We start from the raw sequence: 23,814 nt of genomic DNA, 5'->3' as shown, positions 1-23,814 counted from the left end.
CGAGCGGCCCGGACCACGGGTACTGCTGGACACATGACACGGCTACATGAACCGGGGCGAAGCGGGGATGAGGGACGGGACCCGGAGCACGGGCCCGGGCCCGAGGTGGAGCGGCGGGCGCCGGACACACCCACGGCCCTGGGCAAGAAGTCGTGGCGGGACGTGCTGCGCAGGACCCTCGGCGAGTTCAAGCGCGACGAGCTGACCGACCGCGCGGCGGCCCTGACGTACTACGGCATCCTGGCGCTGTTCCCGGCCCTGCTCGTCCTGGTCTCCCTGCTCGGCATCGCGGGCAGGTCGACGACCGACAAGGTGCTCGACAACATCACCGAGCTCACGCCCGGCGCCGCGCGCGAAGTGATCACCAACGCGGTGCGGCAGCTCCAGGGCAACGCCGGGGTCGGCTCGGTCATGGCCCTCGTCGGCCTGGTCCTCGCGGTGTGGTCCGCCTCCGGCTACGTGGCGGCGTTCATCCGTTCGGCCAACGCCGTCTACGACATCCCCGAGGGCCGCCCGGTCTGGAAGGTGCTGCCGGTCCGCGTCGGTGTCACCGTCGTCCTGATGCTTCTCGCCGTGATCAGCGCGCTGATCGTGGTCTTCACCGGGCCGCTGGCCCGCCAGGCCGGCACCGCCTTCGGCATCGGCGACACCGCGCTGACCGTCTGGTCGATCGCGAAGTGGCCGGTGCTCGTGCTCCTGGTCATCGTGATGATCGCCATCCTGTACTGGGCGACGCCCAACGCCAAGGTGCGCGGCTTCCGCTGGGTCACCCCCGGCAGCTTCCTCGCCCTGCTGATCTGGCTGATCGCCTCCGCCGCCTTCGCGCTGTACGTGGCGAACTTCGCCTCGTACAACAAGACGTACGGCACCTTCGCCGGGATCATCGTCTTCCTGGTGTGGCTGTGGATCACCAACCTCGCGATCCTCCTCGGCCTGGAGTTCGACGCCGAGACCTCGCGGCAGCGGGCCATCGCCGGAGGCCATCCGCCGGACGAGGAGCCCTACGTCGAACCACGCTCCACCGCCACATGGGACGAGCAGGACAGACGCCGCCTGGACACCGACTCCCGGGAGCCGTGAGGGGCAGGACCTCAGCCGTACAGCGCGGGCCGCCGCTCCAGGGCGACCTCCGTGCGCCTGCCGTCGCGCAGCGCCGCGCCCCCGGCCTCGGCGACGACGGCCGCCGCGTAGCCGTCCCAGGCGCTCGGGCCCTCGGCCCGGCCCCGGCGCGCGGCGGCGACCCAGGCGCGCACCTCGCGGTCGTAGGCGTCGGCGAAGCGGACCAGGTAGTCCTGCGGCACCTCCTCGCGCGCGCCGCCCGCCGAGCGGACGACCATCGCCCGGGCGTCACCGACCTGGGCGCTGCCGTGTTCGCAGACCGCCTCACACCGCACCTCGTAACCGAAACCGCAGTTGACGAAGATCTCCACGTCGACGACCGCGCCCCCCGACGTCTCGAACAGCACGAGCTGCGGATCGAGCAGCCCCTCGGGGGCCCCGGACGAGGGAGCGGGCCGCAGCACCGTCACCGCGGTGATCTCCTGGCCGAGCAGCCAGCGGGCCGCGTCGATCTCGTGCGAGACGGAGCTGCTGATCAGCATCGACGAGGTGAAGTGCGGGGGAGAGGAGACGTTGCGGTGGCGGCAGTGCAGCATGAGGGGGCGGCCGAGCCGCCCGGAGTCGAGCAGGGACTTCAGCGCCGCGTACTCCGCGTCGTACCGCCGCATGAACCCCACCTGGATCAGCCTGCGGCCCAGCCGTGCCTCGGCCTCCACCACCCGGAGCGCCGAGGCGGAGCCGGGCGTCAGCGGCTTCTCGCAGAGCGCCGGCAGGCCCCGCGCGCACGCCGCGAGCAGCGCCTCCTCGTGCGCCGCCTCGGGCGAGGCCACCAGGACCGCCTCCACGCCGGGGGCGTCGAGCGCGGCGAGGGCGTCTCCGTGCACCCGGACACCGGGGCGTCCGGCCACCGCGGCCTCGGCCCGCGCGGTGTCGGGGTCGGCGACGGCCACGACGCGGGCCCCGCCCACCGTCCCGCCGATGCGCCGTATGTGGTCGGCCCCCATGTGGCCCGCGCCGAGCACGGCCACCCCCAGCGCTCCGCTCATCCGGCGTCTCCCCACGCTCGCGCGGCGCCCGCGCGGCGGCGGGCCCTCACTCGACGATCTTCTTCTTCGCTTCCGTGCGCCGGGACACCGTAGCCGCCCGCCGCCTGACCGCCACGATCAGGCCCGCGAGGACGGCGACGCCGCCCGCCATGACCATCATGAGCGCCGGCCAGTCGGAGTCGTCGGGCTCCAGCAGGGCGCTCTCCGAGGTCGTGCGCGCGCGGGAGATCTTCGCGGGCGGCGGGAGCAGCGAACCCACGGGCCGCACCTTCTCCGCCGCCGCGAAGCCCCAGTCGAGCAGGGACCTGGCCTCCTCGTAGACGGCGTATCCGCCGCCCTCCTGCGGGTTCAGCACCGTCACGACGAGCGTGCGCCCGTCGCGCTGGGCCGCGGTGATCAGCGTGGCGCCCGCGTTGCTGGTGTAGCCGTTCTTGATGCCGAGCAGCCCCGGGTAGGGGGCGACGCCGTCCGCGCCGGTCAGCAGGCGGTTGGTGTTCTGGATGGGGTACGACCAGCCGCCCGCGGGGAACTGGGCGACGCGCGTGGAGCAGTAGCGGGAGAACTGCGGGTCGGCGAGCCCGGCCCTGCCGAACACCGCCAGGTCGTAGGCGGACGAGACCTGCCCGTCGGCGTCGTACCCGTCGGGCGAGACCACGTGTGTGTCGCGCGCGCCCAGCTCCCGGGCCTTCTCCCGCATCTGCCGCACCGACTTGTCCAGGCCGCCGTTGAGCCGCGCGAGGACGTGCACGGCGTCGTTGCCGGAGCTGAGGAAGACGCCGCGCCACAGGTCGTCGACGCGGTAGTCACGGCCGGGCGCCACACCGACCAGGCTGCTGCCGGCGCCGACCAGGTCGAGTTCGCGCGGGGCGACCAGGTGCCGGCTGCCGACGTCCAGGTGGGGCAGGACCGCGAGGGCGAAGAGGGACTTGAGCGTCGAGGCGGGCGGCAGCGGGCGGTGCGCGTCCCGCGCGGCGAGCACCTCGCCCGAGTGGGCGTCGGCCACCAGCCAGGCGAGCGCGGAGACGTGAGAGGGCAGCGGCGGCGCGTCGGCGTCGGGCCTGACCTGCACGCCGGGACGGTCCAGGTAGGCGGAGGTGTACGCGGGGACGGGGCGCGGCGGCGCGGGCTCCGCCAAAAGCTCGGCGGCGGAGACGGGCGTGGACAGGAGGACCAGGGCCCCGAGCGCGAGGGCCGCGGTACGGACGGAGGAGGAGCGCGAAAGGTACCTGATGACCATTCGGTCACCGTATGAGCGCCGCCGTCACTCCGCAGATCGGCTTGGCCCGGCCGGACGTATCACCCGCTCGGCGGCCCGCGCCCCCGGCCGGGCCGCCCTCACCCGGCCGGAGGCGCCCCGCTTGCGGGCGGTGGTGTCAGGTCGGCAGGTGCTTCTCGACGGCGGCGACGACCTCGGGGGCGTCCGGCTCGGTGCGCGGCCCGAACCGGGCGACGACCTCGCCGGCGCCGTCGACCAGGAACTTCTCGAAGTTCCACCGGATGTCACCGGTGTGGCCCTCGGCGTCGGGGGTGTCGACGAGGCGCGCGTACAGCGGGTGCCGGTCCGCGCCGTTGACGTCGACCTTCTCCGTCATCGGGAAGGTCACGCCGTACGTCGCCGAGCAGAACTCGGCGATCTCCTCCGAGGTGCCGGGCTCCTGGCCCATGAACTGGTTGCAGGGCACCCCGAGCACGCTGAAGCCGCGCGGGGCGTACTGCTCGTGCAGCCGCTCGAGGCCCGCGTACTGCGGGGTGAGACCGCACTTTGAGGCCACGTTGACGACGAGGACGGTCTTGCCCTCGAACTGGCGCAGGTCGGCGGAACCGCCCCGCAGGGCGCCGATTTCTTCTTCGTAGACGGACATGGTCGTCGAGCTTACGCCCGGCCCGTCCGGGTCTTCGCGAGGCCGGTCCCTTCGCGGTGGAGACGCCCCCTGGCGATCAGTTCGACCGTCACGGCCACGGCCACGGCCTGGACGGCGAGCAGGGCGATCAGGACGAAGAGCTGCACGGCTCCGGCGAGGACCGGCGACGCGCCGCCCAGGAGCATGCCGACGAAGGCGCCGGGGAGGGTGACCAGGCCCACCGTGCGGGTCTGGTCGAGGCCCGGCAGCAGGGCGTCCGACGCGGCGGGGCGGACGACCTCCATGCGGGCGTCGTGGTCGGCGAGGCCCAGGGCCAGGCCCGCCTCGAACTCTCCGTAGCGGGTGTGGAGTTCGTCCAGGGCGCGGCGTCCCGAGAGCACCGTGGCGGTCAGGGCGCCGCCGATGAGGATGCCCGTCACGGGGATCATGGCGATGCCCCGCACGGGCAGCAGCCCCGCCGCCGTCAGTCCCGCCACCACGGGGATGACGGGGCCCGCGACGGGCAGGGCGGCCCACCACCAGGTGCCGTTCCGGGTGATGCGGCGCCCCGCGGTACGGGCGGCCACGCCGAACATCAGCAGCAGGAAGGCGTAGAGCGCCGCCGTGTGGTGCGCCACCCGGCCGATCACCAGCGAGACGGCGCCCAACTGCACGGTGGCGCGGACCCCGGCCAGCAGGATCTCGCGCGCCCGGCCCCGTGAGCCGTCGGGCGCGAGCCGGAACACGGCCGCCGTCGCCGTGGCGACGAGCAGCAGCGCGAACAGGGCCACGGCGAGGGCCGTGTCGACGGGGAGCAGGGCCTGAGCAGCGAGATCACGCACGCGGACACCCTAGAGGGCGTCAGACGCCGCGTTCTCCGTGGCTGCCCCGCCCCGCGCCGGCGGCGTACCCGTGCCGCTGCGGACAGCGGGTGCCGGACCTGTAACGATGGGGCGGGAAAGACGTGCAGAGAGAGAAGGGCTGTAGTCATGGCGCAGCAGGTGCAAGGCGTGGTCGCACGCGCGAAGGGCGAGCCGGTGCGGATCGAGACGATCACGGTGCCGGACCCGGGTCCGGGCGAGGCCGTGGTGAAGGTCCAGGCGTGCGGGGTCTGTCACACGGACCTCCACTACCGCGAGGGCGGCATCAACGACGAGTTCCCCTTCCTGCTCGGGCACGAGGCCGCCGGCGTCGTCGAGTCGGTCGGCGAGGGCGTCACCGAGGTCGACCCCGGTGACTTCGTGGTCCTCAACTGGCGTGCCGTGTGCGGGCAGTGCCGTGCCTGTCTGCGCGGTCGCCCCCAGTACTGCTTCGCCACGCACAACGCCCGGCAGAAGATGACGCTCGCCGACGGCACGGAACTCTCCCCGGCCCTCGGCATCGGCGCCTTCGCCGAGAAGACCCTCGTCGCCGCCGGGCAGTGCACCAAGGTCGACCCCGACGCCTCGCCCGCCGCCGCGGGCCTGCTCGGCTGCGGCGTGATGGCCGGCATCGGCGCGGCCATCAACACCGGCGAGGTCGGCCGCGGCGACTCGGTCGCCATCATCGGCTGCGGAGGCGTCGGCAACGCGGCCGTCGTGGGCGCCCGGCTCGCCGGGGCCGCGCGGATCATCGCCGTGGACATCGACGACAAGAAGCTGGAGACCGCCAGGAGCCTCGGCGCCACCCACACCGTCAACTCCCGCGAGACCGACCCCGTCGAGGCCGTGCGCGAGCTGACCGGCGGCAACGGCGCGGACGTCGTCATCGAGGCGGTCGGCCGCCCCGAGACCTATGAGCAGGCCTTCTACGCCCGCGACCTGGCGGGCACGGTCGTCCTGGTCGGCGTGCCGACCCCGGAGATGAAGATCGAGCTGCCGCTGCTCGACGTCTTCGGCCGCGGCGGCTCGCTCAAGTCGAGCTGGTACGGCGACTGCCTGCCCTCGCGCGACTTCCCGATGCTCATCGACCTCTACCGGCAGGGCCGCCTGGACCTGGACGCGTTCGTCACGGAGACCATCGCCCTGGAGGACGTGGAGAAGGCCTTCGAGCGCATGCACCACGGCGACGTCCTGCGTTCGGTGGTGGTGTTCTGATGACCGCCGAGAGCCCGCACGGCGCCCCGGGCGCGCGGATCGACCACCTCGTCACGTCGGGGACGTTCTCCCTCGACGGCGGCACCTGGGAGGTCGACAACAACGTATGGATCGTGGGCGACGACAGCGAGTGCGTCGTCATCGACGCCGCGCACGACGCGGACGCCATCGCCGAGGCCGTGGGCGGGCGGCGCCTCGTCGCCGTCGTCTGCACCCACGCCCACGACGACCACATCGACGCGGCCCCGGCGCTCGCCGCGCGTACGGGCGCTCCGGTCCTGCTGCACCCGGCCGACACCGAGCTGTGGGAGCAGACCCACCCCGACCGGGCCCCCGACGGCGAACTCGCCGACGGGCAGGAACTCGCCGTCGCGGGCACCGTCCTGAAGGTGCTGCACACGCCGGGCCACTGCCACGGCGCCGTCAGCCTGCACGCCCCCGGCCTCGGCGCCGTCTTCACCGGCGACACGCTGTTCGCGGGCGGGCCGGGGGCGACGGGCCGCTCCTTCAGCGACTTCCCGACGATCGTCGAGTCCATCGAGCGGCGGCTGCTGACGCTGCCGCCCGACACGGTGGTGCACACCGGGCACGGCGACAGCACGACGATCGGCGCGGAGGCGCCGCATCTCCAGGAGTGGATCGCCCGGGGGCACTGACGGGTCCGGTTCCACGGGGATGGCCCGCACGGTTCGCCGTGCGGGCCTTTCGCGTACTGGCGACACTCCCCGATCTCCGATAAGTTAGGCAAGGCTTACCTAATGGAGGTTCAGGATGGGTGTCCGTCACAGCAGCACGATCGTGCCCACAGCGGCGGCACGCGCGCGTTCCCTGCTCGCCACCGCGTGGTCCTGCGCGGTGACCACGCAGACCGGCAGGGACGAACTCGTGGGCGCGCACAGCGTGACCGAGGACGGCAGGCTGCTGCTCTCCCCGCCCGACGACAGCGCGCTGGCCGCCGCCCTCATCTGCACACCGCGCGGCGAACCGTCCACGCTGATCGAGTTCGCCGACGTCGCGCCCGTCCCCATGAGGGAGCGCATCCGCGCCCGCCTCTGGCTCTCGGGAACCCTCGCCTACGAGGGCGAGCACCTGCTCTTCGAGCCGACGTGCGCGGTGCTGCACGACGCGAACGGCGAACGCGAGGGCATCGAGCTCGACGAACTCGCCCTGACCGCCCCCGATCCGCTGGCCGAGGCCGAGCCGCGCCTCCTCACGCACCTCGCCGACGCCCACCCGGACGCCGTCGAACAGCTCACCCGCCTCATCAGCCCCGACAGCCTGCACGGCGTGGTCCGCGTCCGCCCGCTCGCCGTGGACATGCACGGCATCTCCCTGCGGCTCGAACGCGCCCGCGGCCAGGCCGACGTGCGCCTGCCCTTCCACCAGCCCGTCGAGGACGTCACCCAGGTGACGGACTGCATGCACGCCCTGCTGATGAAGGCCCGCCTCTCAGCGTCCTGGCGCGGCAGGCCCGTCGGCGGCTGACCGCATCGAGCGCAGCGCCACCAGGAGCACCCCGATGTCATCGAGGTAGATGGGATCGGGCAGCAGGTCGGCGGGCAGCAGCAGATAGGCCACGGCACCCCAGAAGACCCAGCGGCGGTCGGTGGGGAGCCCGGCTCTGCGCAGGTGGCGGCGGGTGCGCACGAGGCGTACGAGCAGCATGACGGCGACGGCGAGCGTCGCGGCGACGAGAACGGCCGCGACGGTGAGGAAAATGGCCATATCCGTGCTCATACGTACGTACGTTAGCGACTGCCGCGCCCCGTGTCGCCGACGGGCGGTCCCTGCGGCAGCGCGCACACCGCGACCGGCGCTCCGAACGGCTTGCCCGCGAGACGCAACGCGCCGGTCCCGGCGTCGACCCGGAAGACGCTCACCGAGCCCGACTTCTGGTTGGCGGTGAACAGCAGCCGCTCCGAGGGCGAGAGCGCCAGATGCCGGGGGAAGTCCCCCTCCACGGCCACCGTGCCGAGCAGCCGCAGCCGGGCCCCCGCCCGCTCGACGGCGTACCGCGCGACGCTGCCGTGCCCCCGGTTGGCGAGGAAGGCGAAGCGCCCCTTTCGGGTCACCACGAACTGCGCCGGATAGTTGGCGCCCCCGCCGGATCCCGTCGGCTGCGGTTCGCCGGGGGTGAGCCGCCCGCTGCCCGGGTCGTACGCGCAGACGACCACCGTGTCGTCCAGCTCGTTGGCGAGGTACGCGAACCGCCCCGAGGGGTGGAACGCCAGATGCCGCGGCCCCGCGCCGGGCCGCAGGCGCGCGTACGACACCTGGCGCAAGGTGCCCGCCTTGGTGTCGAGACGGTAGGTGTAGACCGTGTCGGCGCCCAGGTCCACGGCGAGGACGTGGCGGCCGTCGGGGGAGGTGACGATCTGGTGGGCGTGCGGCCCGTCCTGCCCGGGGCCCGGCGGCGGGGCCGTATGCCTGACGAGATCCGTCCGTTCGCCCAGCGCGCCCGAGGCGTCGATGGGGTGGACGGCCACGCTGCCCGACCCGTAGTTCGCGCTGAGCAGCCACTTGCCGCCCGGGTGCACCGAGAGGTGGCAGGGCGCCGCGCCGCCGGTCCCCCGTGTGCCGAGGATCTCGTGCCCGCCGCCGGGGGAGAGCGCGACGGCCGTCACGCCGCCCTCCTCACGCTCGTCGACGGCGTAGAGCGTGCGGCCCGAGGGGTGCAGGGCCAGATAGGAGGGGTCGGACACCCCGCCGATCGTGCCGGCGCCGGTGATCCGCCCCGTCGCCTCGTCGTACGTCGCCAGACCGATGCCCGAGCCGCCGCCCTCCTGCGAGGTGTACGTCCCGAGGAACAGCCGCCCCGCGCGGCGAGGCCGGTGCGCGGCCGACGAGGCCGCCTCGGTACGCCTGGCTTCCGGCCGCACACGCCGCGCGGGCGGCTCCGCCGAACCGCAGGCCGCGCCGGCCGCCGCGAGGGCGATCCCCGAGAGGGCCCCGATGACGGCCCGCCGCCCCGGGCGGCTCGCGGGGCTCGCGGGGTTCACGGGATCGCGGTCCGGCCCTGTTCCGCTGTTCATGGCTGCACCTTGGGGGTCGGGGATCGGGGGGCGGGGTTGATGTCGGGGTCGGGAGTGGGGAGTCGGGAGTGACGGGTGTGGCAGCCACACTGCCCGGTCCCCGTCGGCGCCGACAAGAGGCGCACCGCCTCGCCCTCCTCCGGACGCGCACCGCCTCGACCGCCTCCCGGCGCCCACCGCGCCGATTCGGCCGACGCGGGTGTGCCGCTCGCGCGTGACCGGACACACAGGGCTACCGCTCGGATACGGTGTGCGAGCCACTTGGTCGCACGCACGCCAGACACCTGATGAGGAGACGCCGAGTTGACCCACAGCCATCGGACGGGCAGCCCCCTGACCCGCAGCCACCCGGCCCGCGTCCGAACCGTCCTTGCCGCGCTCGGCGTCGCCGGGGTCATGGCCGCGGCGCCGACCGCGAGCGCCGCCGCTCCGGAGCCCCCGGTCGGCGCGGCGGCACGCGAGCCGTGCACGGGGGAGTTCCAGGGTGACTCCCGCCTCGGCCCCCGCTGGCTGCCCAAGAAGTGGCAGCGTCCGGTCGGCCCGCTCCTGAAGGGCTGGAAGCGGACGGGCGGGCTGTCGCCGCAGGCCTTCCTGAAGAAGTACTGGGACGGCCCCGCGTCCACCGGTGGCTGGAAGTATCCGCCCAACGACGGCTTCGAAACCGTCAACGGACAGGTCGACAAGCACCGCGAGCGGCTGGACAAGGGGGAGCGGCTCGACCGCTTCGGATCGGAGTTCGGCTCCTATCTGGCCCCGGCCGGTGACTCCTACGCGGAGCGCGCGCTGCCGCCGCAGAACCTCAACACCCGCGAGGCCGCGCACGCCTGCGACTACCGTGTGTACGAGGTGCGCAAGCCGTTCTCCGTGTGGCAGGGCGGCATCGCCCCCTGGTTCGAGCAGCCGGGCGGCGGACAGCAGATCAAGCTCGACCCGGCCTTCCTGGACCCCGGCGAGGGTCAGCGCCTCCATGTGAAGTGGCTGCTCGATCACGGCTACCTGGAGCCCGCGAAGGCCTAGACGCCTGCGTGGGCCGGCCGGAGAGGGGGGACCCGGTGGACGTCTCGGCGCTGCTGTCCGCCCTCCGGTCGGCCCGCGTGGCCGACGGCTACTACTGGATCGAGGGCGTCCACGAACCCGCCCCCACGCCCCCGGACTTCGTCTACCTCCGCAGGGCCGCCGATGACGGGACGTGGGAGGTCGGGACGTACGAGCGGGGAGCGCGCCATCCGCTGACCCGGCACGGGGACGAGGCCTCGGCCTGCGCGCACATGCTGCGCCTGCTGACCTGAGCCGGGGCGGCGCACGGCATGCCGGGGTGGGCCCGGGGTGCCGTTCTACTGGCCTTCGGGGCGCAGCAGCCCGCGCTCGTACGCCTTGACCAGGCGCTGCGGGACCATGTGCCGCATGCCGTCGACCGTGACGGGGGCGAGCTGGGGCGTGACGGCCTTCCACTGGGCGCGGCGGTGACGGGTGTTGCTGCGGGACATCTTGCGCTTGGGCACGGCCATGGGGGGCTCCTCGGTGAGCTGTGTGCGGGGACGGAACCGCACGCTATATGAAAATGAATGCCATTAACAAACCGTGCAAGGGCCCTGTCGGGTTGGTGTCGCAGCCGGACCTGTGGCGGGAGGGGCTCGCCGGGCGTCTCCGTACGGCGATCCGGGTCAACGCCGGGGAGCGGGGAGCGGGCGAATCCGACACGAAGTCTCACCCTAAACATGACGTTGAGAGTCGCGCGGGCTTCGGTTCGAATCCGTGTCGCTCCCCGTACCCGGAGCCGACCGATGACACGCGCCCTCGTCACGGCCGCCGGTTCGTGCGGGGCTGTCGCGCCGCCGGCCTAGGCGCTGCCCGTTCCGGCGGGCGTCCTGTGTCGTGCGCGGTCGTGCCAGGGCAGAAGCAGCGGCGTGGCCAGCAGCATGATCAGCCCCGCGCCCGCGATCGCGGCGCGGGGGCCGGTGACAGCGGCCAGCAGTCCCCACAGGGCGGTCATGCCCGCGACGGTGGTCTTACCGGTGACCGACCAGGCGGAGAGGATGCGCGTGACGCGGTCCGCCGGGGCGCGTTCGAGCCGGAGGGTGGACAGCACCGGGTTGTACACCCCGATACAGGTGATCAGGGCGAACTCGACGACCATCACCAGGACGAGTCCCGCGGCGCCGTGCCCGATGAAGGCGAGACCGACGGGCCAGCACGCCCGGAGCGTTCCCGCCGCGAGCAGCACTCCCCGCTGCCCGTGCTTCGGGATGAGGAACCGGCCGAGCCGCGCCCCGACCAGGCCGCCGAGGCACGGCAGCGCGAACGCGAGGCCGTACTGCCAGGGCGCGAAGCCGAGGTCGCCGAGCATCAGGACGGCGAGCGGTGGCGTGGCCGCCATGATCAGGCCGTTGACCAGCACGGTGTTGAGGAACAGCGGGCGCAGCACCGGGTCCGCCAGGATGAACCGCCAGCCGTCGAGGAGATCGCCCGCCCGCATCCCCCGTGACGTGTCACCGCGCTCCGGCAGCGGCTCCTCGCCGCCGATCGCCTTGATGCCGATGGCGGACAGCAGATAGCTGACCGCGTCGGCGAGCACGGTCAGCACGGGGCCGAAGAGTCCCACCGCGGCGCCGCCGAGCGGCGGCCCCAGCATGGTGGCCGTCCAGGTGGTCGACTCGAAGCGGCCGTTCGCGACCAGCAGGTCCCGGGGCGGCACCAGGGCCTTGAGGAAGGCGCCGCTCGCCGCGGTGAACGTGATGTCGGCCGCGGCGACGACGGCCGAGACGAGCAGCAGGTGCGCGAAACCGAGCAGACCGAGCGCATACGCGGCGGGAACGCTGACCAGCGCCCCGAACCGCACCACATCCATCGCGATCATCACGGGCCGCTTGCGGCGGAACTCCACCCACGGGCCGAGCGGCACCGCCGCCACCGCACCCACCGCGAGGCCCACGGCGGAAATGAGGGCGACCCGCGTCGCCCCCGCGCCCAGCGCCAGGATCGCGATCATCGAGAACGCGTCGAACGCCAGCCGCGTCCCGAAGGAGCTGACCGCGTACGCCGCCCAGAGCCACCCGAAGCGCCGCCCGAGCGACCGCCTGCCCTTCACCCCGCCACTCCGTTGGTCCTCTTCCCGTCCCGGCAACCGCACGTTGCCGACGAACATCCAAGCGGGTGACCGGCCTGGACATCAAACAACTGCCAGGAGGGGTCGGCCACAACCGCCGGTTGTCGGATTAGGCTGCCCGGCATGGATCTCCACGCCGTGCGCGCCTTCGTCGCCGTCGTCGACGCGGGCCGATTCCAGGGGGCCGCCGCCGACCTGGGAATCACCCAGCAGGCCGTGTCCAAGCGGGTCGCCGTGCTGGAGAGCGACCTCGGGGTGCGGCTGCTGCACCGCACACCGCGCGGCGCCCGGCCCACCATCGACGGGCAGGTCTTCCTGCCGTACGCCCGGGACCTGCTGAGGGTCGAGGAGCGCGCGGCGGCCTCCGTGCGGCCCGGCAGCCGTGCGCTGCGCGTCGACGTGATCGGCAGGCGGCTCGCACCGGCGGACCTGCTGCGCGGCTTCCACCGGGCGCACCCCGACGTGGCCCTGGACATGGTGACGCTGTTCGACGCCGACGCGGCCATCGCCGCCGTGCGCTCCGGAACGATCGACGCCACCTTCCGCGCGGTGACGGTGCCCGCGAGCCGGCTCCCCGACGGCATCGAGGCCGTCCGGGTGCACGACGAGCCCATCCATCTGCTCACCGGCCCCGAGCACGCCCTCGCCGGGGCCCGCGCGGTCACGCCGGAGCAACTGGCGGGGCACCGCATCTGGATGCCGGGCCTCGTCGCGGGCACCGAGTGGGCCGCCTACTACGACGACTTCGCCGCCGCTTTCGGGCTCAGCATCGAGGCGACCGGGCCCGAGTTCGGCACCGAGCCGCTCCTCGACACCATCGCCGAGTCGCCCGGCATCGCCACGCTGGTCGGCGAGTGGACCCACGTCGTCCGGCCCGCCGGGGACGACCTGCGGCGCATCCCGGTGCGCGACCCGATGCCGGTCTATCCGCACTCCCTGATCCTGCACGCCGACAACCCGCACCCCGCGCTGGGCCGCCTCCGCGACCACCTCGCCGCCGCTCACCCCGGTGACCGGGTCGGCGCCACATGGACACCGGCGTGGGCCCGATGAGCGCCGCTGCGAACTCCCGGCCTCGCGCCAGGGCTTGAGTCCGCGCCCGGCGCTCGCCCCGCAAGGGGGTGACCGCAGGCCCCCGTAGCCCGAGCGGCCGAGCGCCGAGGCGGGTTCCCGGGCTGCCGTGGAAGAGTTCCGGGCATGACCGAAAGCGCGTACCTGTACATGGCGAAACCCCGGATCACCGTGCTCGGCGTCCAGGCCGGCACCCCGCCTTTCCGCATCGTGGAGATCGACGGTGAGGTGGTGGGCAAGGCCAAGACCGTCACCGATGTCCTGGACGCGGCCGCCATGGCGGGCATCACCGTGCACGACCTGGACGACCCGGACACCGTGCGGTGGGTGGGCGGCGACAAGTTCACCTGGCGGGTCCATTAGGCCGACGGTCCATGGGGCCGACGGGTCCAGCGGGCCGCCGGGACAGCCGGAGCGACGGCTCGGCCGGACCGGTCGCGGCGCGGATCTCAGGGCCTTCCGGTCACGGGCACCTCCTCACCCGCGGGGACCGGTCCGGGCGGCGTGCCGTCCCCGAACGGACGCCCGCCCAACTCCTCGCGGCGATGCGGTGTGAGCCAGCCGCCGAGGTCGGGGCCGAGCGGCACGACACGGGTCGGGTTGATGCCCGAGTGCACCTGGTAGTAGTGCCTCTTGATGTGGTCGAAGTCGACCGTGTCGCCGAAGCCCGGCGTCTGGAACAGATCCCGTGCGTACGCCCACAGGACCGGGTCCTCGGTCAGCTTTCTGCGGTTGCACTTGAAGTGGCCGTGATACACCGCGTCGAACCGCACCAGCGTGGTGAAGAACCGGATGTCCGCCTCCGTGATGGTGTCGCCGACCAGATAGCGCCGGGTCGCCAGCCGCTCGGACGTCACCTCCAGACGGTGGAAGACGTCGTGGTACGCCGCCTCGTACGCCTTCTGGTCCGGGGCGAAACCCGCGCGGTACACGCCGTTGTTGACGTCGCGGTAGATGCCGTCCATCACTACGTCGATCTCGTCGCGCAGCGGCTCGGGATACAGGTCGGGCGCCCCCTCGCGGTGCAGCGCCGTCCACTGCGTGGCGAAGTCGAGGGTGAGCTGCTGATAGTCGTTCGTGACCAGTTCGCCGCTGGGCACGTCCACGAGCGCGGGGACACTGACGCCGCCCGGATAGCGGCTCTCCCGCGCGTCGTACGCCTCGCTCAGATAGCGGATGCCGAGGACGGGGTCGCGGTCGTCGGGGTCCAGCGTGAAACGCCAGCTCCGGTCGTCCTGGATGGGGTCGGTGACGCCCAGGGACAGGGCGTCCTCCAGGCCGAGCAGTCGCCGCGAGACCAGGGCCCGGCTCGCCCAGGGGCAGGCCCGGCTCACCACCAGGCGATACCGCCCGGCCTCCACCGGCCAGCCGTCCCTGCCGTCGGCGGTGACCCGGTCCGCGAAGTGGCTCTTCGAGCGCTTGAATGCCTTGTGGCCGTACGAGGCGTTGCCTTCCGCGCCGGCCCCGGGCGTCTCGTCCTGTGCGCTCATGACTGGCTGCCCTCCCGCTCCCGGGAACGGGCCGGCGTGGCCTGCGGTGAGCGCTGGGCGGGCGGGGCCGGCGGGGCGGCCGGTGGGTGGGGCGACAGGTCGTAGATACGGTCGATGAGCGCCGCCTCGTTGCCCGTGAGGCCCGCGCGGCGCAGCGCGGCGTCGGCTTCCGCGATCGGCCCGGCCAGCAGCGTGGCCGCGGCGGCCGGCGGCACCTCGGCGGCGTCGGACAGCGCGGCGCGCGCCGTGTGCAGCAGACGCAAGCAGGCCTGGGCGGCGAGCAGTTCCTCGGACGTCGTGCCGGTCATGTCGAGCGACTCCTCTGCGCTGGGTGGCGTGGCGGCATCGCGACGATGCCCACCTCCACTGTGGCGCACGGGTCTGACAATGGCGCTCCTACGCGGCCGGGGAGCGGCGCGTGAGCCGCAAGGTGAGTCCATCCGGCATAAGGGTCAGCCGCTCGGCGACCCGCAGCCGGTACCCGGGGTCGGCGTGCAGGTCGTAGCGGCGCAGCAGCAGCCCGAGCACCAAGGTGGCCTCGTGCAGCGCGAACTGACGTCCGATGCAGGCCCGCGCCCCGGTGCCGAACGGCTTGAAGACATGCGCGGGCCTGGCCCGTACCGCCGAAGGCGCGAACCGGTCGGGGTCGAACCTCTCCGGGTGCTCGCCCCACGCGGCCGGGTCCCGGTGCAGCATCGTGGCGAGGACCAGCGCCCACGCGCCCCGGCGCATCGGGTGCACGCCTCCGAGCACGGTGTCCGCACGCGCCTCGCGGGCGAACCCGGGAGCGGTCGGCCAGAGCCGCAGCGACTCGTCGAGCACCCGGCGCAGATAGCGCACCTTGGCCACCTGCTCGTACGCGGGTTCGCCGTCCCGGCCCCAGACCTCGTCGACCTCGGCACGCGCGCGTGCCAGCACGTCCGGGGACCGCGAGAGGTAGTGCAGGGCGAACGACAGGGCGCCGGACGTCGTCTCGTGCCCCGCGACCAGGAAGGTGATGACCTGGCGGCGGATGTTCTCCGCGGACAGCCGCTCGCCCGTCTCGGGGTGGGCGACGTCGAGCATGCGGTCGAGCAGATCACCGTGGGCGCCCGAGCCGTCCGATGCGCGGCGGGCCGCCACCACGGCGTCGACGGTGCGGTTGAGGTAGGCCATGTCGGCGTCATTGCGCCGGTGCGCGCCGCGCAGCAGCGGGGAGAGCAGAGGTGGTACGACGTTGCGGCGCTGGGCGAAGGAGAGCGTGCCGACCATCGCCGTCACGAAGGGGTGCGGGGCCGCCCGCTCGAAGGACCCGAAGTCGTGCCCGAAGCCGGTGCGGGCGATCGTCTCCAGCGTCAGCTTCGTCATGTCGCCGGGCACGTCCACCGCCCGCCCCGCCGACTCCCGCTCGTCCCAGCGGGCCGTGAGCTGCCGTGCGACGTCGAGCATCAGCGGGTGGTAGCCCGCCATCGCGTCGCGGCTGAACCCGGGCGCGAGTATGTCGTGGGCCAGCTGCCAGTTCGGCTCGTGGTTGTACGCGGTGAAGAGCCCGTCGCCCGCCACCGGGCGGAGGTTGGCCACGCCCAGCCCCACGTGCTTGGCGAACCGCGACTCGTCCGCCAGGTCGGCGGCCAGCTCCGCGCCCCACACGAACACGAACTCCTTGCCGAACGCCCTGCGCCGGAAGATCGGCCCCAGCCGCTCGGCCAGCCGCATCGAGTCCTGCAACGGCGTGCGCACACTCGCGCCCACGACGTCACCGAGCAGCGGGAGGCGGTACGGCGGATGCGGTATGCGCTCCAGCCCGGGCCAGCCCAGCTCCGCGCTGCGGAACCCCTTGGGCGGGGGAGCGGCCGGACCGTCCTGCCCCGCCGCGGCCCGCGTCGTCTGCGCCATGCGCGCCATCTCCCCTTGTCACAGCGGCCCGTCGGGCCAGTTGTACGTGGATTCAACAGGGCTCCCCAGTCTGGGGTCGCTATTGAATTCGCGTCAAGTAAGGTTTTTCGTATGTCCGCCACCCCGCAGGAGCGCACGCGTCGCAGACTGACCAGCGAGGAGCGGCGTGAGCAGCTGCTCTCCGTCGGATCACGGCTGTTCGCGCAGAAGCCGTACGACGACGTGTGGATCGAGCGGGTCGCGGAGATCGCGGGCGTCTCACGCGGACTCCTCTACCACTATTTCCCGACCAAACGGGACTTCTTCGCCGCCGTCGTCCAGCGGGAGAGCGAGCGCATGCTGCGCCTGACCGCGGCCGAGCCCGGCCTGCCGGTGCGCGAGCAGATCACCACGGGGCTCGACGCCTTCCTCGGTTACGTGGAGAGCCACGCGCAGGGCTTCCGGGCCTTCCACCGGGCGGAGGCGACGGGCGACCCGCTGGTCCGCGAGGTCTACGCGGAGGGCCTCGCGGCCCAGGAGCGGCAGATCCTCGCGGCCCTCGCGGCGGACCCCGCCACCACGGACACCATCCAGGACCCGCCGGCGCTGCGACTGGCGGTCCGGGGCTGGCTGGCCTTCATGGTGGCGGTCTGCCTGGAGTGGCTGGAGGAACCCGAACTCACCCGGGAACAGGTGCGGGACCTGTGCGCCAGGACGCTGTTGGGGGCCATCACGCGGTGACGCGGCGGCCCACGAAGCGCCCACCGCCGGGCGCGGCGCGTCATCGGTCAGTCAGGTGGAAGCGGCCCCCGCCGCGTCCTGCCGGACGTGACCGAAGGCGCCTTCACCCATGCCCAGCAGAGACCCGCCCCCGACCGGGAGGAGACCACGGAGAGTCTGCCCACCAAGGAGGCCGCCACAGAGCGATCGCCGGCCGAGGAGAGCTCGGAGCGGCTGCCCGCCCGGGAGACCTGGCAGGCCCTGTACCGGCACTTCCGTCCGCACCGCGGCGCCGTCGCCCTCGGAGCCCTGTTCACGCTGATCGGAGCGGCGACCGGCGTGGCCCAGCCGCTGGCCGCCATGACCCTCGTGGACCGGCTCGGCGACGACGAGTCCATAGCCGGGATCCTGCTGCTCCTGACCGCGCTCGTGGTGCTCGGCACGGCGATCGAGTCCGTGGGCGCGTACATCCTGGAGCGCACCGCGGAGTCGGTGGTGCTCGCGGCACGGCGCACCCTCATCGGACGGCTGCTGCGGCTGCGCCTCACCGAGGTGGAGCGGACGCAGCCGGGCGATCTGATGTCACGGGTCACCTCGGACACGACGCTGCTGCGCGTCGTGACCACCCAGTCCGTGGTCTCCGCGGTCTCCGGCGCGCTCACCTTCGCCGCGACCATCGTCCTGATGGGGCTGATGGACCCGGTGCTCCTCGGCGTCACCATCGGCGTGATCGTGCTCATCGGCGGCGCGGTGTCCCTGGTCATGCCGAAGATCGCGCAGGCCACGCGGCGCTCCCAGGAGGCGGTGGGCCTGATCTCCACGGCGCTCGAACGCGCCCTGGGCGCGTTCCGCACCCTCAAGGCGTCCGGCGCCGAGGGGCGCGAGGCGGCGGCGGTGCAGGAGGCCGCGCGGGAGGCGTGGCGGCACGGCGTGCGGTCGGCGAAGTGGCAGTCGGTGGCGTGGAGTTCGGTCGGGCTCGCCGTGCAGGTGTCGTTCCTCGCCGTCCTCGGCATCGGGGGCGCGCGCGTCGCGTCCGGCGCGATCTCCGTCTCGACGCTCGTCGGCTTCCTGCTCTTCCTCTTCTATCTGATCGACCCGGTGTCCCGCATGGTCGAGGCGGCGTCGCACTACCAGGTGGGTTCGGCGGCGGTCGCGAGGATCGTGCAGGCCGAGCGCCTGGAGACCGAGCCGACGGCCGAGCCGATGACCGACGTGGCCCGGGAGTCCGCCCGGGGCGCCGCGGGCCCGGCCTCGGTGGTCTTCGACGAGGTCACCTTCCGCTACCGCGACGATCTGCCCCACGTCCACCACGGCGTGAGCTTCGAGGTGCCGGGACCCGGCATGACGGCCTTCGTGGGCCCCTCGGGCGCGGGCAAGACGACCGTGTTCGGCCTCGTCGAGCGGTTCTACGAGGCGACGGGCGGGCGGGTCCTCGTCGACGGCGAGGACGTACGGCGGTGGCCGCTGGCCGAACTGCGGGCCGCCATCGGGTACGTGGAGCAGGACGCCCCCGTCCTCGCGGGCACCCTGCGGGAGAACCTGCTGTTCGCCGCGCCCGACGCCACCGAGGCCGAGGTCCGCGACGTCCTCGTACGCGCACGCCTCGACGGCCTGGTCGAGCGGCTGCCCGAGGGCCTGGAGACGGTGGTCGGCCACCGGGGTTCCAAGCTGTCCGGCGGTGAACGCCAGCGCGTCGCGATCGCGAGGGCGCTGCTGAGGAAACCCCGCCTGCTCCTCCTCGACGAGGCCACCTCGCAACTGGACGCGGTCAACGAACTGGCCCTCCGGGACGTCATCACGGAGATATCCCGCGAGGTCACGGTCCTCGTGGTGGCCCACCGCCTGTCGACGGTGACGACGGCCGACCGGATCGTGGTGATGGACGCGGGGAAGGTACGGGCGGTCGGCACCCACACCGAACTGGTCGCGTCCGACCGGCTGTACGGAGAACTGGCGGCGACGCAGTTCCTGGCGGCCTCACGGTGAGCGTCCGCCCGGCGGCCCGGATGGAGGGGGGCGGCTCGGGCGGGCCAACACCACCGCCGCTCCCCGTTGTCACGATCGGCCGCATGCCCTCCGTACTCGTCATCGGCTATGACCCGCACGCCATGCCCAACGCCGACGCCGTCGAGGCGGCGCTCGACGCGGAGCTGCGCAAGTTCGCGGATCGGGGCATCGACGCCGCGGTGACCACGGTCGTCGCCGACGGAACGGCAGGGCCCGCGCTCGAGGCCTCGCTGAGGCGAGCGGCCCTGGGACGTGGTGGTCGTCGGCGTCGGCATCCGCGAGACGGAACAACTGCTGCCGCTCTTCGAGCAGATCGTCGACCTGACCCGCCGTCACGCCCCGCAGGCGGACCTCGCGTGCAACAGCGGCCTCACCGACACGGTGGAGGCCGCGGAGCGCCGGCTCTGAGCTCCGAGGTGCCCGGAGACCCGGTGTACCGCGCCGCGCGCCCGGGCAGGTAGCTCCGGTACGGCCACGGTGGAGGCCTCGCGGCCGGGCAGGGGCGCGAAGGGCTGGGCCGTGGTACGGGAGCAGCAGGAGGAGTCGCACCATGGCACACGAGACCGCCCGTGAATGGGAGTTCACCGACGACCGGGACCATCTGGTGAGGGCGCCCGGACGTCCCGCTCGCCTCGTCGCCTACTTGCCGACCGGCGCGGCACTGCACGACCACGGCATACGCCCGCTCGGCGTCTTCGGTTCCGCGCACGACGACCCGGCGGCGCCGGACCCCGCCAAATCGGGGGACCTGCCCCTGGCGGACGTCCCCTACTTCGGAGCCGGGCCCGCACTGGACACCGAGGCGCTGCTCGGCGCGGAGCCCGACCTGGTCGTCGCCCTCACCTACGGCGGCGGTCAGGTCTACGGCATCGATCCGGAGGCCGCCAAACACCTGGAGGAGCGGGTGCCGCTCGTCGTGCTCGACGTCGGCCGCGGCCGCAGCCTCGCCGGTGTCAGAGGGCGCGTCACGGCCCTCGCCCGCAGCCTGGGCGCTCCCGCACAGCCCGACGCGGACCAGGAACTCGCGGTCGCGGAGGGCAGGCTGAGCGAGGCCGCGGCCGGTCGGGTACGGCCGCGTGTGCTCGCCCTCTCCCCGGCGGGTCCCGACTCCGTCCATCTGGCGAGGCCCGACGCCTGGCCCGACCTGGCCGCGCTCGCCGGTCTCGGCGTCGGGCTCGTGGACCCGGCGTCGGGGCAGGGCGGCAACTGGACCACGACGACATGGGCCGAGGCCGCCGCCCTCGAACCCGATCTCGTGCTCACCGACGTGCGCGGCAACGCGGCCGAACTCGGCGACGCCCTGGGGCCGGGCGTCCGGTCCCTGCCCTGGAACCCCGAACTGCCGCCCAGCGCCCGCCAACAGGCCCGCTTCTGCGCCGCGCTCACCGAAGCGCTGGAGACCGTGAAGCCCTGACGGGCACCGGGCCGGGACCGCAGGGCCGCCGCGCTACTCGTCCCAGGGAGAGTCCTGGATCACCCGTACGAAGTCGCCCCGAGTGAAGCCGGGCACGAAGTGCTCCAGGACATCGGCCTTCACATTGCCGAACGTCGTCTCCGGCTTCGGCGCGATCCCGTCCGTGAACGCCTTCAGGATGCGTCGCTTGAAGTCGGGACGCGGATGCAGCGCGGTGATCTCGGCGCGGTCGTCCGCGCTGACGTCGTGGAATCCGATGCCGAGCACGTCGTACTCGACCCCGGCGGTCACCAGGGCCACCTCCGCTTCCATGTGCTCGGGGACGCCGGGGGTGGTGTGCAGCGCGATGGCCGTCCAGACGCGCCGCACACCGTCCTCCGGCACGCCCCTGCTCTCCAGGAAGCGGCGGGCCTCGTCGGCGCCGTCGACCTCGAAGCGGCGCCCACTGGAGCGGAAGCGTTCGCCGAGGCCGAGGTCGTGGAACATGGCGCCGATGTACAGCAGCTCGGGGTCGAAGTCGAGGCCGCGGTTGCGGCCCTGGAGGCTGCCGAACCAGTAGACGCGGCGGGAGTGGTGGTAGATCAAGTCGTCCGTGACGTCGCGGACGAGTTCGGTCGCCTCGGCCGCCAGCTCGGTGTCAGGAACGGAGACTCCCGCCGCGGAGGAGGCGGGGGAGGAGAAGGGCGCGGGGGAGGAGGAAGCGGAGGGTGGCTGGGCGTTCATCGGGCGGCTCCTGTCGATCGGCCGAGCGGCACTCGGGCCTGCGGCTGCGTGAGACCTGCTGCTGGATGAGGTCTGCTGCTGGGTGGGACCTGCGACTGCGTGAGGCCTGACGCGTCCAGGCCCGCTGCACTCAAGCCTGGGGCAGGGGGCTCGCGCCCGCCATGTCCCCAGGGACAGGAACCCCACAGATCCGGACCCCACAGATCCGGACACCGTGGATCCGGAGGTGCCCGCCGCCTACGCTGAGGCCATGCGCCGACCCCAGCCCGCCCACGACGTCCTCGTCCTGGCCTTCGACGGCGTCCGTCTCCTCGACGTGGCCGCCCCGCTGGAGGTCTTCCACACGGCGGCCCGCACCACCGGCGCCTACCGGGTGCGGGTCTGTACGCCGGACGGACGTGACGTCACGACCTCCACCGGGCTGCGCATCGCCGCGGACGTGTCGGCCGCCGACGTCGGCCGGACGGACACGCTCGTCGTCCCCGGCCCCGCCGACCTGCGCCTCCTCGACGAACGCCCCGCACTCGTGGAACTGGTGGCCCGGCTCGCCCCCGGCGCGGGCCGGGTGGCGTCGGTGTGCACCGGGGCGTTCGCCCTCGCGGCGGCCGGACTGCTGCGGGGCCGCAGGGCGACCACGCACTGGGAGTACGCCGACGACCTGGCCCGCGCCCATCCCGACGTGACCGTCACGCCGGACGCCATCTACGTCCAGGACGGCCCGGTCCTGACCTCGGCGGGCGTCACCGCGGGCATCGACGTGTGCCTCGCGCTCGTCGAAGAGGACCACGGCCCCGACGAGGCCCGCCGGGTCGCCCGCGACCTGGTCGTCTTCCTCCAGCGCCCCGGCGGCCAGTCCCAGTTCTCGGCGGCGTCCCGCACCGCGACGACACGCCACCCGGTGCTGCGTCCGCTCCTCGACGCCATCGCCGCCGACCCGGCGGCCGACCACAGCCTGCGTGCGCTGGCCGCGCGGGCCGGTCTCAGCGGCCGGCACGTCTCCCGGCTCTTCGTCCAGCAGGTCGGCAGCACACCCGCCGCCCATGTGGAGCTCCTGCGCGTGGAGGCCGCCCGCATCCTGCTCGAACGCGGTGTCTCCGTCACCGACGCCGCGCACCGCAGCGGTCTGGGCAGCGACGAAACGCTCCGCAGGGCCTTCGCGCGGCACCTGGGGACGACCCCGTCCGCATACGCCGCACGCTTCCGTACGGCTCGTGGCGAACCTGATGTGGCGCGTGGCGTCGGCGCATGACGCGACCGCCGCACCTGACGACCCTGCGCGGGCGTTCAGTCCTCCTCGGAGCGGCGTGCGCGCAGCGTCCGGACCTTGTGGAGGTTGCCGCAGTGCTCCATCGAGCACCAGCGGCGCCGGCCGGGGCGGGAGGTGTCGACGTAGACGAGGTAGCAGTTGTCGGAGGCGCACATCCGGATGCGGTGGGAGAACGGTCCGGTCAGCAGGTCCACGGCGTCGCGCGCGACGGTGGAGAGCAGCTCGGACCCGTCGGCGGTCCCCGTCCAGACCCGCTCCCCGTCCAAAGCGATCGCCGGGGTGAGCGGCGGGCGGGCGGCGGCTTCGTTGACGGCGGCGATGTCGGCCGGGTCCGGCGTCTCGTCGAGGGCGCGGGCGGTCATCGCGCGCCACAGGGCGTCGCGCAGCCGCCGGGCGTCCGCCACCTCCGCCTCGGACACCCGCAGGTCGGGCGTGGGCGTGAGCCGCGACCGCTCGGCCCAGGCGGCGAGATCGCCGGGGGCGTGCAGCACCTCATACCGCCGGAACTCGCCGATGCCGCCGGTCGTCAGCAGTTCGAGGCAGAGCGCGCCCGGGTCGAAGCGGTACCTGGCACCGGTGTGTGAGCGCATCAGGATGCCGGGGGACGCGGATGAGGGCATGTAACCAACGTTAACGGTTACGGACGGTGCCGTGGCCGGGCGGGCGGCCTAGACTCCCGCCATGGACGACGCCCCCGGCACTCCCGACGCTCCCGACAACCGGGACGCACAGCTCACACGGCTCGGCAGCGGAAAGTACCTGCTGGTCAGCAGCTACCGAAAGGACGGCACTCTGGTGCCGAGCCCGGTCTGGGTCGTCCGCGACGGGGACGCGCTCGGAATCTGGACGGTCAGTGACTCCTGGAAGGTGAAGCGCATCCGCAGACGCCCGGACGTCCTGGTCGGACCGTGCGACGTGCGGGGCAACCCCACCGGGGCGCAGGCGCCCGCGACCGCGGAGATATGCCCGCCCGAGGTGACCGCGCGCTACCGCACCCTCATCACCCGCAAGTACAAGGTCATCGGTTTCCTCACGCTGCTCGGGAGCAGGATGCGGCGCGGTCTCGACGGAACGGTCGGCATCCGCATCACCCTCACCCCCTGACGGCC

Annotated in this window: 27 protein-coding genes; 14 read left to right on the top strand and 13 right to left on the bottom strand. The window is 73.3% G+C overall.

Annotated elements, in window-relative coordinates; genetic code table 11:
- Window positions 1–33 precede the first annotated feature (33 nt).
- The gene (locus tag DCW30_RS00910) at window positions 34–1,080 is read left to right on the top strand and encodes a YihY/virulence factor BrkB family protein (RefSeq protein ID WP_076682671.1); all 1,047 of its coding nucleotides are present in this window, start codon (window positions 34–36) and stop codon (window positions 1,078–1,080) included.
- A gap of 11 nt (window positions 1,081–1,091) precedes the next feature.
- On the opposite strand, the gene DCW30_RS00905 is transcribed toward DCW30_RS00910, so the two are convergent.
- From DCW30_RS00905 to DCW30_RS00890, 4 genes are all read right to left on the bottom strand, one after another.
- Entirely contained in the window at window positions 1,092–2,105 is a 1,014-nt protein-coding gene (locus tag DCW30_RS00905) for a Gfo/Idh/MocA family protein (RefSeq protein ID WP_076682669.1), read from the bottom strand.
- A 46-nt stretch (window positions 2,106–2,151) separates the two neighbouring features.
- Window positions 2,152–3,342 carry a D-alanyl-D-alanine carboxypeptidase family protein gene (locus DCW30_RS00900; RefSeq protein ID WP_076682668.1) on the bottom strand — a complete coding sequence of 397 codons (1,191 nt, stop codon included), beginning with the start codon at window positions 3,340–3,342 and terminating at the stop codon, window positions 2,152–2,154.
- A 136-nt stretch (window positions 3,343–3,478) separates the two neighbouring features.
- Window positions 3,479–3,967, bottom strand: coding sequence for a glutathione peroxidase (locus tag DCW30_RS00895; protein WP_076682666.1), 489 nt, complete (start codon window positions 3,965–3,967; stop codon window positions 3,479–3,481).
- A gap of 11 nt (window positions 3,968–3,978) precedes the next feature.
- On the bottom strand, window positions 3,979–4,788 hold the full coding sequence (locus tag DCW30_RS00890) for an ABC transporter permease (protein ID WP_076682664.1): 810 nt from the start codon (window positions 4,786–4,788) through the stop codon (window positions 3,979–3,981).
- 147 nt (window positions 4,789–4,935) lie between these two features.
- On the opposite strand from DCW30_RS00890, the gene DCW30_RS00885 reads away from it, so the two are divergent.
- The 3 genes from DCW30_RS00885 to DCW30_RS00875 all read left to right on the top strand — a co-directional run bounded on the left by DCW30_RS00885 (window position 4,936) and on the right by DCW30_RS00875 (window position 7,506).
- Window positions 4,936–6,021, top strand: a complete 1,086-nt coding sequence (locus DCW30_RS00885) for an S-(hydroxymethyl)mycothiol dehydrogenase (protein WP_076682662.1) — start codon at window positions 4,936–4,938, stop codon at window positions 6,019–6,021.
- The gene (locus DCW30_RS00880) at window positions 6,021–6,677 is read left to right on the top strand and encodes an MBL fold metallo-hydrolase (protein WP_076682660.1); all 657 of its coding nucleotides are present in this window, start codon (window positions 6,021–6,023) and stop codon (window positions 6,675–6,677) included. The genes DCW30_RS00885 and DCW30_RS00880 overlap by 1 nt, the downstream gene beginning before the upstream one ends.
- Window positions 6,678–6,792: 115 nt before the next feature.
- The gene (locus tag DCW30_RS00875) at window positions 6,793–7,506 is read left to right on the top strand and encodes a DUF2470 domain-containing protein (RefSeq protein ID WP_076682658.1); all 714 of its coding nucleotides are present in this window, start codon (window positions 6,793–6,795) and stop codon (window positions 7,504–7,506) included.
- On the opposite strand, the gene DCW30_RS00870 is transcribed toward DCW30_RS00875, so the two are convergent.
- Both DCW30_RS00870 and DCW30_RS00865 read right to left on the bottom strand, forming a co-directional pair.
- Window positions 7,471–7,758, bottom strand: coding sequence for a DUF1232 domain-containing protein (locus tag DCW30_RS00870; protein ID WP_062772576.1), 288 nt, complete (start codon window positions 7,756–7,758; stop codon window positions 7,471–7,473). The two genes, DCW30_RS00875 and DCW30_RS00870, sit on opposite strands and share 36 nt — an antisense overlap.
- A gap of 11 nt (window positions 7,759–7,769) precedes the next feature.
- A complete protein-coding gene (locus tag DCW30_RS00865; RefSeq protein WP_079249872.1) occupies window positions 7,770–9,053 on the bottom strand; it encodes a lactonase family protein in 1,284 nt (427 codons plus the stop codon).
- Window positions 9,054–9,449: 396 nt separating this feature from the next.
- Here DCW30_RS00865 and DCW30_RS00860 point away from each other — a divergent pair, with 396 nt between their 5' ends.
- Both DCW30_RS00860 and DCW30_RS00855 read left to right on the top strand, forming a co-directional pair.
- Complete coding sequence (locus DCW30_RS00860; protein WP_076688482.1) at window positions 9,450–10,070, top strand: TNT domain-containing protein; 621 nt, start codon at window positions 9,450–9,452, stop codon at window positions 10,068–10,070.
- 35 nt (window positions 10,071–10,105) lie between these two features.
- Window positions 10,106–10,342 carry a hypothetical protein gene (locus DCW30_RS00855; protein ID WP_076682656.1) on the top strand — a complete coding sequence of 79 codons (237 nt, stop codon included), beginning with the start codon at window positions 10,106–10,108 and terminating at the stop codon, window positions 10,340–10,342.
- A gap of 45 nt (window positions 10,343–10,387) precedes the next feature.
- Here DCW30_RS00855 and rpmF read toward each other — a convergent pair whose 3' ends face one another.
- The gene (gene rpmF / locus DCW30_RS00850) at window positions 10,388–10,561 is read right to left on the bottom strand and encodes a 50S ribosomal protein L32 (protein WP_076682654.1); all 174 of its coding nucleotides are present in this window, start codon (window positions 10,559–10,561) and stop codon (window positions 10,388–10,390) included.
- A gap of 332 nt (window positions 10,562–10,893) precedes the next feature.
- On the bottom strand, window positions 10,894–12,141 hold the full coding sequence (locus tag DCW30_RS00845; RefSeq protein WP_076682652.1) for an MFS transporter: 1,248 nt from the start codon (window positions 12,139–12,141) through the stop codon (window positions 10,894–10,896).
- A gap of 141 nt (window positions 12,142–12,282) precedes the next feature.
- On the opposite strand from DCW30_RS00845, the gene DCW30_RS00840 reads away from it, so the two are divergent.
- Both DCW30_RS00840 and DCW30_RS00835 read left to right on the top strand, forming a co-directional pair.
- Window positions 12,283–13,212 (top strand): LysR family transcriptional regulator, encoded by a 930-nt coding sequence (locus DCW30_RS00840; protein ID WP_076682650.1) that lies wholly within the window; start codon window positions 12,283–12,285, stop codon window positions 13,210–13,212.
- Between the two features lie 144 nt (window positions 13,213–13,356).
- Entirely contained in the window at window positions 13,357–13,593 is a 237-nt protein-coding gene (locus tag DCW30_RS00835) for a hypothetical protein (protein WP_062772561.1), read from the top strand.
- Window positions 13,594–13,679: 86 nt separating this feature from the next.
- Here DCW30_RS00835 and DCW30_RS00830 read toward each other — a convergent pair whose 3' ends face one another.
- From DCW30_RS00830 to DCW30_RS00820, 3 genes are all read right to left on the bottom strand, one after another.
- On the bottom strand, window positions 13,680–14,720 hold the full coding sequence (locus DCW30_RS00830; RefSeq protein ID WP_076682648.1) for a glutathione S-transferase family protein: 1,041 nt from the start codon (window positions 14,718–14,720) through the stop codon (window positions 13,680–13,682).
- The gene (locus tag DCW30_RS00825; protein ID WP_076682646.1) at window positions 14,717–15,028 is read right to left on the bottom strand and encodes a hypothetical protein; all 312 of its coding nucleotides are present in this window, start codon (window positions 15,026–15,028) and stop codon (window positions 14,717–14,719) included. Before DCW30_RS00825 ends, DCW30_RS00830 begins: the two co-directional genes overlap by 4 nt.
- A gap of 88 nt (window positions 15,029–15,116) precedes the next feature.
- Window positions 15,117–16,595 carry a cytochrome P450 gene (locus DCW30_RS00820; protein ID WP_076682644.1) on the bottom strand — a complete coding sequence of 493 codons (1,479 nt, stop codon included), beginning with the start codon at window positions 16,593–16,595 and terminating at the stop codon, window positions 15,117–15,119.
- A 111-nt stretch (window positions 16,596–16,706) separates the two neighbouring features.
- Here DCW30_RS00820 and DCW30_RS00815 point away from each other — a divergent pair, with 111 nt between their 5' ends.
- From DCW30_RS00815 to DCW30_RS00800, 4 genes are all read left to right on the top strand, one after another.
- Window positions 16,707–17,315, top strand: coding sequence for a TetR/AcrR family transcriptional regulator (locus DCW30_RS00815; protein WP_062772551.1), 609 nt, complete (start codon window positions 16,707–16,709; stop codon window positions 17,313–17,315).
- 213 nt (window positions 17,316–17,528) lie between these two features.
- Entirely contained in the window at window positions 17,529–19,280 is a 1,752-nt protein-coding gene (locus DCW30_RS00810) for an ABC transporter ATP-binding protein (RefSeq protein ID WP_206269297.1), read from the top strand.
- Between the two features lie 273 nt (window positions 19,281–19,553).
- The gene (locus tag DCW30_RS38030) at window positions 19,554–19,709 is read left to right on the top strand and encodes a hypothetical protein (RefSeq protein WP_309029599.1); all 156 of its coding nucleotides are present in this window, start codon (window positions 19,554–19,556) and stop codon (window positions 19,707–19,709) included.
- Window positions 19,710–19,851: 142 nt separating this feature from the next.
- A complete protein-coding gene (locus DCW30_RS00800; RefSeq protein ID WP_076682642.1) occupies window positions 19,852–20,715 on the top strand; it encodes a substrate-binding domain-containing protein in 864 nt (287 codons plus the stop codon).
- 33 nt (window positions 20,716–20,748) lie between these two features.
- Here DCW30_RS00800 and DCW30_RS00795 read toward each other — a convergent pair whose 3' ends face one another.
- Window positions 20,749–21,438, bottom strand: coding sequence for an HD domain-containing protein (locus tag DCW30_RS00795; protein ID WP_076682639.1), 690 nt, complete (start codon window positions 21,436–21,438; stop codon window positions 20,749–20,751).
- A 250-nt stretch (window positions 21,439–21,688) separates the two neighbouring features.
- On the opposite strand from DCW30_RS00795, the gene DCW30_RS00790 reads away from it, so the two are divergent.
- Window positions 21,689–22,687 (top strand): GlxA family transcriptional regulator, encoded by a 999-nt coding sequence (locus tag DCW30_RS00790; RefSeq protein WP_076688478.1) that lies wholly within the window; start codon window positions 21,689–21,691, stop codon window positions 22,685–22,687.
- Window positions 22,688–22,722: 35 nt separating this feature from the next.
- Here DCW30_RS00790 and DCW30_RS00785 read toward each other — a convergent pair whose 3' ends face one another.
- On the bottom strand, window positions 22,723–23,325 hold the full coding sequence (locus tag DCW30_RS00785) for a CGNR zinc finger domain-containing protein (protein ID WP_076682637.1): 603 nt from the start codon (window positions 23,323–23,325) through the stop codon (window positions 22,723–22,725).
- A 61-nt stretch (window positions 23,326–23,386) separates the two neighbouring features.
- Between DCW30_RS00785 and DCW30_RS00780 the strand changes: the two genes are divergently transcribed.
- Window positions 23,387–23,809 carry a PPOX class F420-dependent oxidoreductase gene (locus DCW30_RS00780; RefSeq protein ID WP_076682635.1) on the top strand — a complete coding sequence of 141 codons (423 nt, stop codon included), beginning with the start codon at window positions 23,387–23,389 and terminating at the stop codon, window positions 23,807–23,809.
- Window positions 23,810–23,814: the final 5 nt, after the last annotated feature.

The sequence above is a fragment of the Streptomyces alfalfae genome (assembly GCF_004127445.1).
Classification (GTDB): domain Bacteria; phylum Actinomycetota; class Actinomycetes; order Streptomycetales; family Streptomycetaceae; genus Streptomyces; species Streptomyces alfalfae.
This window is presented reverse-complemented; position numbering and strand designations above follow the sequence as displayed.

Coding starts and splice junctions, on each gene's coding strand:
- DCW30_RS00825 (WP_076682646.1), bottom strand. CDS start 15,028: ATGACCGGCACGACGTCCGAGGAACTGCTCGCCGCCCAGGCCTGCTTG.
- DCW30_RS00880 (WP_076682660.1), top strand. CDS start 6,021: ATGACCGCCGAGAGCCCGCACGGCGCCCCGGGCGCGCGGATCGACCAC.
- DCW30_RS00900 (WP_076682668.1), bottom strand. CDS start 3,342: ATGGTCATCAGGTACCTTTCGCGCTCCTCCTCCGTCCGTACCGCGGCC.
- DCW30_RS00795 (WP_076682639.1), bottom strand. CDS start 21,438: ATGAACGCCCAGCCACCCTCCGCTTCCTCCTCCCCCGCGCCCTTCTCC.
- DCW30_RS00840 (WP_076682650.1), top strand. CDS start 12,283: ATGGATCTCCACGCCGTGCGCGCCTTCGTCGCCGTCGTCGACGCGGGC.
- DCW30_RS00785 (WP_076682637.1), bottom strand. CDS start 23,325: ATGCCCTCATCCGCGTCCCCCGGCATCCTGATGCGCTCACACACCGGT.
- DCW30_RS00790 (WP_076688478.1), top strand. CDS start 21,689: ATGCGCCGACCCCAGCCCGCCCACGACGTCCTCGTCCTGGCCTTCGAC.
- DCW30_RS00865 (WP_079249872.1), bottom strand. CDS start 9,053: ATGAACAGCGGAACAGGGCCGGACCGCGATCCCGTGAACCCCGCGAGC.
- DCW30_RS00780 (WP_076682635.1), top strand. CDS start 23,387: ATGGACGACGCCCCCGGCACTCCCGACGCTCCCGACAACCGGGACGCA.
- DCW30_RS00870 (WP_062772576.1), bottom strand. CDS start 7,758: ATGAGCACGGATATGGCCATTTTCCTCACCGTCGCGGCCGTTCTCGTC.
- DCW30_RS00835 (WP_062772561.1), top strand. CDS start 13,357: ATGACCGAAAGCGCGTACCTGTACATGGCGAAACCCCGGATCACCGTG.
- rpmF (WP_076682654.1), bottom strand. CDS start 10,561: ATGGCCGTGCCCAAGCGCAAGATGTCCCGCAGCAACACCCGTCACCGC.
- DCW30_RS00820 (WP_076682644.1), bottom strand. CDS start 16,595: ATGGCGCAGACGACGCGGGCCGCGGCGGGGCAGGACGGTCCGGCCGCT.
- DCW30_RS00860 (WP_076688482.1), top strand. CDS start 9,450: ATGGCCGCGGCGCCGACCGCGAGCGCCGCCGCTCCGGAGCCCCCGGTC.
- DCW30_RS00875 (WP_076682658.1), top strand. CDS start 6,793: ATGGGTGTCCGTCACAGCAGCACGATCGTGCCCACAGCGGCGGCACGC.
- DCW30_RS00895 (WP_076682666.1), bottom strand. CDS start 3,967: ATGTCCGTCTACGAAGAAGAAATCGGCGCCCTGCGGGGCGGTTCCGCC.
- DCW30_RS00800 (WP_076682642.1), top strand. CDS start 19,852: ATGGCACACGAGACCGCCCGTGAATGGGAGTTCACCGACGACCGGGAC.
- DCW30_RS00885 (WP_076682662.1), top strand. CDS start 4,936: ATGGCGCAGCAGGTGCAAGGCGTGGTCGCACGCGCGAAGGGCGAGCCG.
- DCW30_RS00910 (WP_076682671.1), top strand. CDS start 34: ATGACACGGCTACATGAACCGGGGCGAAGCGGGGATGAGGGACGGGAC.
- DCW30_RS00815 (WP_062772551.1), top strand. CDS start 16,707: ATGTCCGCCACCCCGCAGGAGCGCACGCGTCGCAGACTGACCAGCGAG.
- DCW30_RS00830 (WP_076682648.1), bottom strand. CDS start 14,720: ATGAGCGCACAGGACGAGACGCCCGGGGCCGGCGCGGAAGGCAACGCC.
- DCW30_RS00905 (WP_076682669.1), bottom strand. CDS start 2,105: ATGAGCGGAGCGCTGGGGGTGGCCGTGCTCGGCGCGGGCCACATGGGG.